Below are 7,670 nucleotides of genomic sequence, written 5' to 3'. Positions count from 1 at the left end.
GCTATCGGGAGTGGCAAAAAAAACATACCAAATTATGGACGATATCAATACAACATCAGGAGAAATCACAAATGAAAATGTGAATTTTGAGACAAGAATTAATTTAACGCCTCTTTTAGATCATGTAAATACGATTAAGAAAGAGATTGAAACGGTAATTGTAGGGCAACACAAAATGGTTGATCAGCTTTTGGTAGCTATTTTATCAAACGGTCACGTTCTTTTAGAAGGTGTTCCTGGAGTTGCCAAAACAATTTCAGCTAAATTATTGGCCAAAACTTTAAATATTGGTTTCAGCAGAATTCAGTTTACACCAGATTTAATGCCTTCAGATATTTTAGGAACCTCAATTTTTAATTTGAAGAACTCAGAATTTGAGTTTAAAAAAGGTCCTATTTTCTCTAATTTGATTTTGATTGATGAGATCAACCGTGCTCCAGCAAAAACACAAGCCGCACTTTTTGAAGTAATGGAAGAACGTCAAATTACAATAGATGGTACTGCTTATCAATTAGAAGCTCCATTTTTGGTTATTGCAACACAAAATCCAGTGGAACAAGAAGGAACATATCGTTTGCCTGAAGCACAATTGGATCGTTTTCTTTTTAAAATCACAATTGATTATCCAAAATTGAATGAAGAGATTTTAATCATCCAAAGAGAACATACATTACAAGATCATGGAAAATTAGATGCTATTCAAACGATTCTTTCTGCTGAAGAAATCAAAGAATATCAAGGTCTGGTAAAACAAATTAGAGTAGAACAAAACTTATTAGAATACATTGCCAGAATCGTAGTAAACACGCGCGAAAATGCTTTTTTATATTTAGGCGCTTCCCCTCGTGCTTCAATCGCCATTTTAAATGCTTCGAAAGGTTTTGCTGCAATACGCGGACGCGATTTTGTTACTCCAGAAGATATTAAAGAAGCTGCAATTCCTGTTTTACAACACCGTGTTATTGTAGCTCCAGAACGCGAAATGGAAGGAATTACAAGTTCAGAAATTATTAAACAGATTATCGAAACCGTGGAAATTCCAAGGTAATTTTATATAATCCTGCGAGGTTTTCAAAACCTCGTAGGCATTATTTTTTTTCACACAAAGTAATCTACACCTCCAAAGTTTGAAAACCTTGAAGGAAGAACTAAAAAAAAACGAAAAACTTGAAATTCATAAAAAGTCTATACCTCAACAATTTCTTTTTCTATGTGCTCATTGGCATTATAGGATTGTTTATCTGTGCCTTTATTTTTCCGAATATGTACAATGCAGTTTGGCTGCTTGTTTTAGGTTTAGTTACTTTTTTAGTGCTTGACATTTTGCTTTTGTATTTTGCTCGAACAGGTCTAGAAGCAGAAAGAATTACACCAGAAAAGTTATCAAACGGAGATTTAAATCCAATAAAACTACATCTAAAAAATCATTATACTTTTCCTATTTCGGTTAAGATTATTGATGAAATTCCGTTTCAATTTCAGGTTCGCGATTTTAAAATCGTAAAAACAGTAAAAGCAGCTTCACAAAAAGAAATTGGTTACGATCTTCGTCCAACAGAACGCGGAGAATATCATTTTGGATCTCTAAACATCTATGTTTCTTCTCCGTTACGACTTATTTCGAGAAGATTTTCTTTTGATAATGATCAAATGGTTCCAACATATCCTTCTTTTATTCAGTTAAGAAAATATGATTTGATTGCTTTTTCAAACAATTTATTTCAATACGGAATCAAAAAAATACGCCGAATTGGTCACACAATGGAATTTGAGCAGATAAAAGAGTATGTTCAAGGCGACGATTTGAGAACGCTGAATTGGAAAGCGACTGCAAAAAGAAACTCTTTGATGGTCAATCAGTTCCAGGACGAAAAATCACAGTCGGTTTATATGGCAATCGACAAAGGGCGCGTAATGCAAATGCCTTTTGATGGATTAAGTTTGCTGGATTACGCCATTAATTCGGCTTTGGTTTTATCTAATGTGATTTTGAAAAAACAAGATAAAGCAGGTCTTTTTTCTTTTTCTAAAAAAGTAGAAAACAGAGTTTTTGCAGAAAGAAGAGGCTCGCAAATGCAAAAAATATTAGAAGCTTTATACAATGTAAAAACAGATTTTTTTGAAAGCGATTATAGTAGATTGTATGTTGATATTAAAAAGAACATCAATCAGAGAAGTTTGATTATTCTGTATACCAATTTTGAAACTATGGATGGTTTAAATCGTCAATTACCTTATTTAAAAGGAATTGCAAAAAGTCATTTGTTGGTTGTTGTTTTCTTTAGCAATACCGAATTAAACAGCATTATCAACAAAAAAACAACTACCATTCAAGAAGTTTACGACAAAGTTATTGCTGAGAAATTCATGTTCGAAAAACGACTAATTGTAAACGAATTAAAGAAATACGGAATACATTCTGTCTTAACACAGCCTGAAAATCTGACTTTAGATGCCATTAACAAATATCTAGAAATTAAGTCTAGAGGGATTTTATAGTTAATTTAGTACCTAGTTCGTTTCATCTCAATTTTTTAAATCAAATAATGAAATTAAAAATCAGTCTTTTTATATTTTTCGCCTTTTTTGCACAACTGGCTACAAGTCAAAAAAATATTCCAACAATAAAAGCACTATCAAAAAAACTTGATATTAGAGATGGCAATACATACAAAAAACAATCTTGGAATATTTCTCCCGAAATAAATCCAGATGTATATGAAACATCATCTTTAGGGAAAAAAGTCACTTTTATTACTGATAAAGATTCTATTTCAATAAAAATTAAAAAAAATACTCAATTTGATTTTGTGATTTTACTTAATGACTCTGTAAAAGCTTACACACAGATCAAATACAAAGCCACTACATCTCGTTTAGAAATACTAAAAAAAGCAGGTAAGTATAATTACTCTGATAATAGATTTATTCCCGAATTCAATTATCAACCAATGGAAAATCCAAATCTAGTGAAAATTAGAAAAGATCTAAAACTAGATTCAATTGTGGGAACTGGAAGTGAAACTTCTCAAATTCTTAATTTACTTCATTGGGTACATAAAACAATTAGACATGATGGTGCCAGCTATAATCCAGAGTTAAAAAATGCAATTGATTTAATAAAAATATGCAAAACCGAAAATCGAGGTCTTAACTGCAGAATGATGGCAACAATTCTTAATGAATGTTATTTAGCTCTGGGCATAAAATCCAGATACATTACATGCATGCCAAAAGAAACTGATTTTGATGATTGCCATGTAATTAACATGGTGTATAGCAACGAATTTAAAAAATGGATTTGGATTGATCCTACTTTTGATGCTTATGTCATGAATGAGAAAGGAGAATTGCTTGGAATTCAAGAAGTGAGAGAAAGATTAATTACAGGCAAAACATTGATTTTAAATCCTGAAGCAAATTGGAATAATAAAGCAACACAAACAAAAGAAAACTATTTAGAAATTTACATGGCTAAAAATCTATATAGACTAAAATCTCCTGTTTATAGCGAATATGATACTGAAACAGCCAAAAATGGTAAAGAAATTGCCTACGTTGAACTACTGCCACTAGATGGAATTGAACAAACTCCACAAAAAGCAGAGTTTACTAATACTAAAACAAATGTAAAAACTACCAATTACAAGACAAATAATCCAAATTTGTTTTGGGCTAAACCAACAAAATAAAAGTATTTTATAAAAATGATATATTCTAGAAAAATGTAAAATTGGTCATTAGGAACCTTTTCTACATCATACTCTCTATTAGCAAGTTTTTATCTTTTATTAATTTATAGTTACGTTACGTCATTCCGTAAAAATTGATTAATTAAATTAATTAGTTTTGAAGCAATTAATGTAATTTCAAATTAATAGAAAATGAAAAAAGCGATCTTAATTCTGTTCATTTTATTAAGCATTCAAACTCAAGCTCAAAAAACAGAAAATATCATCATAATTACTACAGATGGTTTTAGGTGGCAGGAAGTTTTTAAAGGAATCGATCCTGCGATTGCCAATGACAAAAAATTCAATCAAGGAGACAGCGCTTATATTTATAAGAAGTATGCAGATTCTGACACCAAAGAAGCACGCAAAAAACTAATGCCTTTTTTCTGGTCTGAAATTGCTACTAAAGGTCAAATTTATGGCAATAGAGATTTAGGAAACAAAGTTGATGTTGCCAATCCGTATTGGTTTAGCTATCCAGGTTATAGCGAAATCATGACTGGAAATGTTGATCTAAAAGTCAATTCAAATGGCTATAAAGCCAATCCGAATGTAAATGTTTTGGAATTCCTAAATCAGCAGTCTAAACTAAAAGGAAAAGTTGCCGCTTTTGGCGCTTGGGATGCTTTTGACAGAATTTTAAACGAAGAAAGAAGCGGTTTTCCTGTCATTTCTGCTTTTGATAAAGTTGGAGGAAACAAACCAACCACATCTCAAAAATTGCTTAATGAAATGCGTGATAATTCGTTTAAACCTTTTCATGAAGATGAATGTCTTGATGTTTTTACACATTACCAAGCCATGGATGAGTTGAAAACTAAAAAGCCAAAAGTACTTTACATTGCTTACGGAGAAACCGACGAATGGGCACATCATGCGCAATATCGTTCGTATTTAGATGCTGCAAATCAAGTTGACAAATGGATTCAGGAAATTTGGAATTTTGTTCAAAATGATCCGCAATACAAAAACAAAACAACTTTATTTATAACCGTTGATCACGGACGCGGCGATAAAGTAAAAGCACAATGGACAGATCATGGCGCCGATGTTCCTAGAGCATCTGAAATTTGGTTTGCTGTAATGGGACCAGAAATTGCTTCAAAAGGAGAAATCAAAACCGAATCTCAATTTTATCAAAAACAATTTGCACAAACTCTAGCAAAAATTATGGGTTACGATTTTAAAACGTCGCATCCTGTTGAAAAAGAAATTTCAGAATTATTTCAAAGTAACCAAAAACCATAAATATTAACATTAAACCAACCAACCCAAATGAAAAAAACTGTTTTATTTCTTTTATTATGGACGATTTCAATTACCAAAATGATCGCCCACGAACCTGATACTCTCAACGCTTATTACGACAAAATTGAAAAATCTTTTAACTACGAATCTGGAAAAATTAAACTTACCCAAGGTCAAGGAACTTTAAATGTTCCAAAAGGATTTAAATTTTTAAATGGAGAACAAACCCAAAATGTCTTAAGTAATTTATGGGGAAATCCAGAAGATAAATCGATTCTGGGTTCGCTTGTTCCAGACGGAAAAGGTGTTACACATTCAGACAGCTGGATGTTTGTTATAAGCTATCAAGGAGATGGTTATGTAAAAGATAACGATGCTGGCGATATTGATTATGATGATCTTCTTAAAACCATGAAAGAAGATGTTAAAGCTGAAAACGCAGAAAGAAAAAAAGCAGGATATTCTGAAGTTCAACTAATTGGATGGGCTTCTACTCCATTCTATGACAATAATTTAAAAGTACTTCATTGGGCAAAAGAGTTGCAGTTTGGTCAAGATAAAGAACACACATTAAATTACGATTTAAGAGTTTTAGGAAGAAAAGGAATGTACAATATTTCTGCTGTTGCTGGCATAGATCAGTTAGAAGAAGTTAAAGCGAGTATTCCAGGAATCATTAAAAGCGTAGAATTTAACGAAGGCCACAAATACTTAGATTTTGATGCTGATACCGATACCGTTGCCGCATGGACAATTGGCGGATTAGTTGCTGGAAAAGTATTGGCAAAAGTTGGTTTCTTTGCTGTTTTAGCAAAATTTGGAAAGTTTATCGTAATAGGAATTATAGCCGCTTTTGCAGCCGTAAAGAAATTTCTATTTGGAGACAAAAACCAAATAGTGACAAAACCTGCCGAAGAAACAGCGCTTTTAGAAGAAAACAATTCTACTGAAGAGTAAAAGTTTTTGTTTGCCACAAATTTCACCAATTTTCACGAATTGTTTTTCTTTTTTACTGTGTGGAAAAATTCGTGAAAATTGGTAAAATTCGTGGCAAACCTTTTTTAGTAAAGGTTTTAAAACCCTTGCAGGAAGAAAAAAACTCAGTACCTTAGCGCCTTAGAATCTTAGTCGCTTAAAAAAATGAAACAAATCACTTCAATTCAAAATCCGTTTATCAAATCTTTGGTTTTACTTCAAGAAAAATCCAAAGCCAGAAAACAAACCGGAACATTTTTGATTGAAGGTTTAAGAGAGATTTCATTAGCCATAAAAGGCGGTTACGAAATCGAAACGGTTTTATTTTTACCAGAATTAGTTTCAGAATCAGAAATTAATAAACTGATTCAAAATCCTTTTCAAATCATTGAAATCAATAAAGAGGTTTACCAAAAATTGGCGTATCGCGATACTACAGAAGGAATTCTAGCCGTTGCCAAAAGCAAATCTCTAAAATTATCTGATTTAAAATTATCCGAAAACCCATTAATTCTAATTGTAGAATCTCTAGAAAAACCTGGAAATATTGGCGCCGTTTTACGTACAGCAGATGCTGCAAATCTGGATGCCGTTTTGATTGCTAACCCTAAAAGCGATTTATACAACCCAAATATTGTACGTTCGAGCGTTGGCTGTTTGTTTACTAACCAAATTGCTACGGGAACAACATCAGAAATCATTTCGTTTTTAAAAGAAAACAAAATCAATTTCTACAGTGCTACTTTGCAAAATTCAACTTCATATCATACGCAAAACTTCACTACTCCAACAGCTTTAGTTGTTGGTACAGAAGCAACGGGATTAACACAAGAATGGCGAGATGCTGCAACTCAAAACATCATTATTCCGATGCAGGGAGAAATTGACAGCATGAATGTTTCTGTCGCTGCTGCGATTTTAATTTTTGAAGCTAAAAGACAAAGAGGGTTCTGATTTTAGATTTTCTAAAAGTCGCTTTACTCCTTTTTGGAATTTAAAAATTGTAATTTATTTTTAATCCGCTTTTCGGTTGTCAGGCTGAGCGAAGTCGAAGCCCTTTTTTACAAGCAAAAATCTCAAAATTACACCTTCAAAAATCTAAAATCTGCACTCTCAAATCTACAATGGCAAAGCCTTGCGTATGTTCAAACTAATTCTTATTTTTAGTACTTGAACTATGCCGTTATGACAGAAATAGATATTGAAAAAGAAAACAAAGCTATTGCGCAGGAATACAAAGAATTACTACGAATAAGTTACCAAACTTTAAGCCCAACTGACAAAAAATTAATTCGAAAAGCATTTGATGTTGCAGTTGATGCTCATAAAGAGCAGAGACGTAAATCGGGCGAAGCGTATATCTTTCATCCTATTGCAGTTGCAAAAATTGTTGCCTCAGAGATTGGTCTGGGAGCGACCTCTATCGCCGCGGCCTTATTACACGATGTTGTTGAAGACACTCCGATTACAGTAGAAGATATTGAACGCTTGTTTAATCCAAAAGTGGCACAATTAGTCGAAGGTCTTACCAAGATTTCGCTAGTTCAAAAAGACTTAAATGCTTCAATGCAGGCGGAGAATTTCAGAAAAATGATTCTGACGCTGAATGATGACGTTCGCGTAATTTTGATCAAATTGGCCGACCGTTTGCATAATATGCAAACCATGGATTCGATGGCCGAATACAAACAAACCAAAATCGCGTCTGAAACT

At 32.8% G+C, this 7,670-nt stretch carries 7 protein-coding genes; all 7 read left to right on the top strand.

Features of this window, described 5'->3' with window-relative positions:
* Positions 1–34 precede the first annotated feature (34 nt).
* Complete coding sequence (locus B3J44_RS14685) at positions 35–1,048, top strand: AAA family ATPase (RefSeq protein ID WP_198856872.1); 1,014 nt, start codon at positions 35–37, stop codon at positions 1,046–1,048.
* 119 nt (positions 1,049–1,167) lie between these two features.
* Complete coding sequence (locus B3J44_RS14680; protein WP_286969242.1) at positions 1,168–2,499, top strand: DUF58 domain-containing protein; 1,332 nt, start codon at positions 1,168–1,170, stop codon at positions 2,497–2,499.
* 47 nt (positions 2,500–2,546) lie between these two features.
* Complete coding sequence (locus B3J44_RS14675; protein ID WP_286969240.1) at positions 2,547–3,692, top strand: transglutaminase-like domain-containing protein; 1,146 nt, start codon at positions 2,547–2,549, stop codon at positions 3,690–3,692.
* A gap of 192 nt (positions 3,693–3,884) precedes the next feature.
* Positions 3,885–4,982 (top strand): phosphoglyceromutase, encoded by a 1,098-nt coding sequence (locus tag B3J44_RS14670; protein WP_286969239.1) that lies wholly within the window; start codon positions 3,885–3,887, stop codon positions 4,980–4,982.
* 27 nt (positions 4,983–5,009) lie between these two features.
* Positions 5,010–5,939 (top strand): DUF2167 domain-containing protein, encoded by a 930-nt coding sequence (locus tag B3J44_RS14665; protein WP_286969238.1) that lies wholly within the window; start codon positions 5,010–5,012, stop codon positions 5,937–5,939.
* Between the two features lie 183 nt (positions 5,940–6,122).
* Positions 6,123–6,911, top strand: a complete 789-nt coding sequence (locus B3J44_RS14660; protein WP_286969237.1) for a TrmH family RNA methyltransferase — start codon at positions 6,123–6,125, stop codon at positions 6,909–6,911.
* Between the two features lie 231 nt (positions 6,912–7,142).
* Positions 7,143–7,670 (top strand): HD domain-containing protein (locus B3J44_RS14655; protein WP_286969235.1); only part of this gene is annotated, 528 nt, incomplete at its 3' end.

Origin of the sequence: Flavobacterium sp. UBA4854, assembly GCF_002399805.1 — a bacterium.
GTDB lineage: Bacteria > Bacteroidota > Bacteroidia > Flavobacteriales > Flavobacteriaceae > Flavobacterium > Flavobacterium ginsengisoli.
Note: the sequence above shows the minus strand (reverse complement) of the source record. Positions and strands in the feature narration are given on the sequence as shown.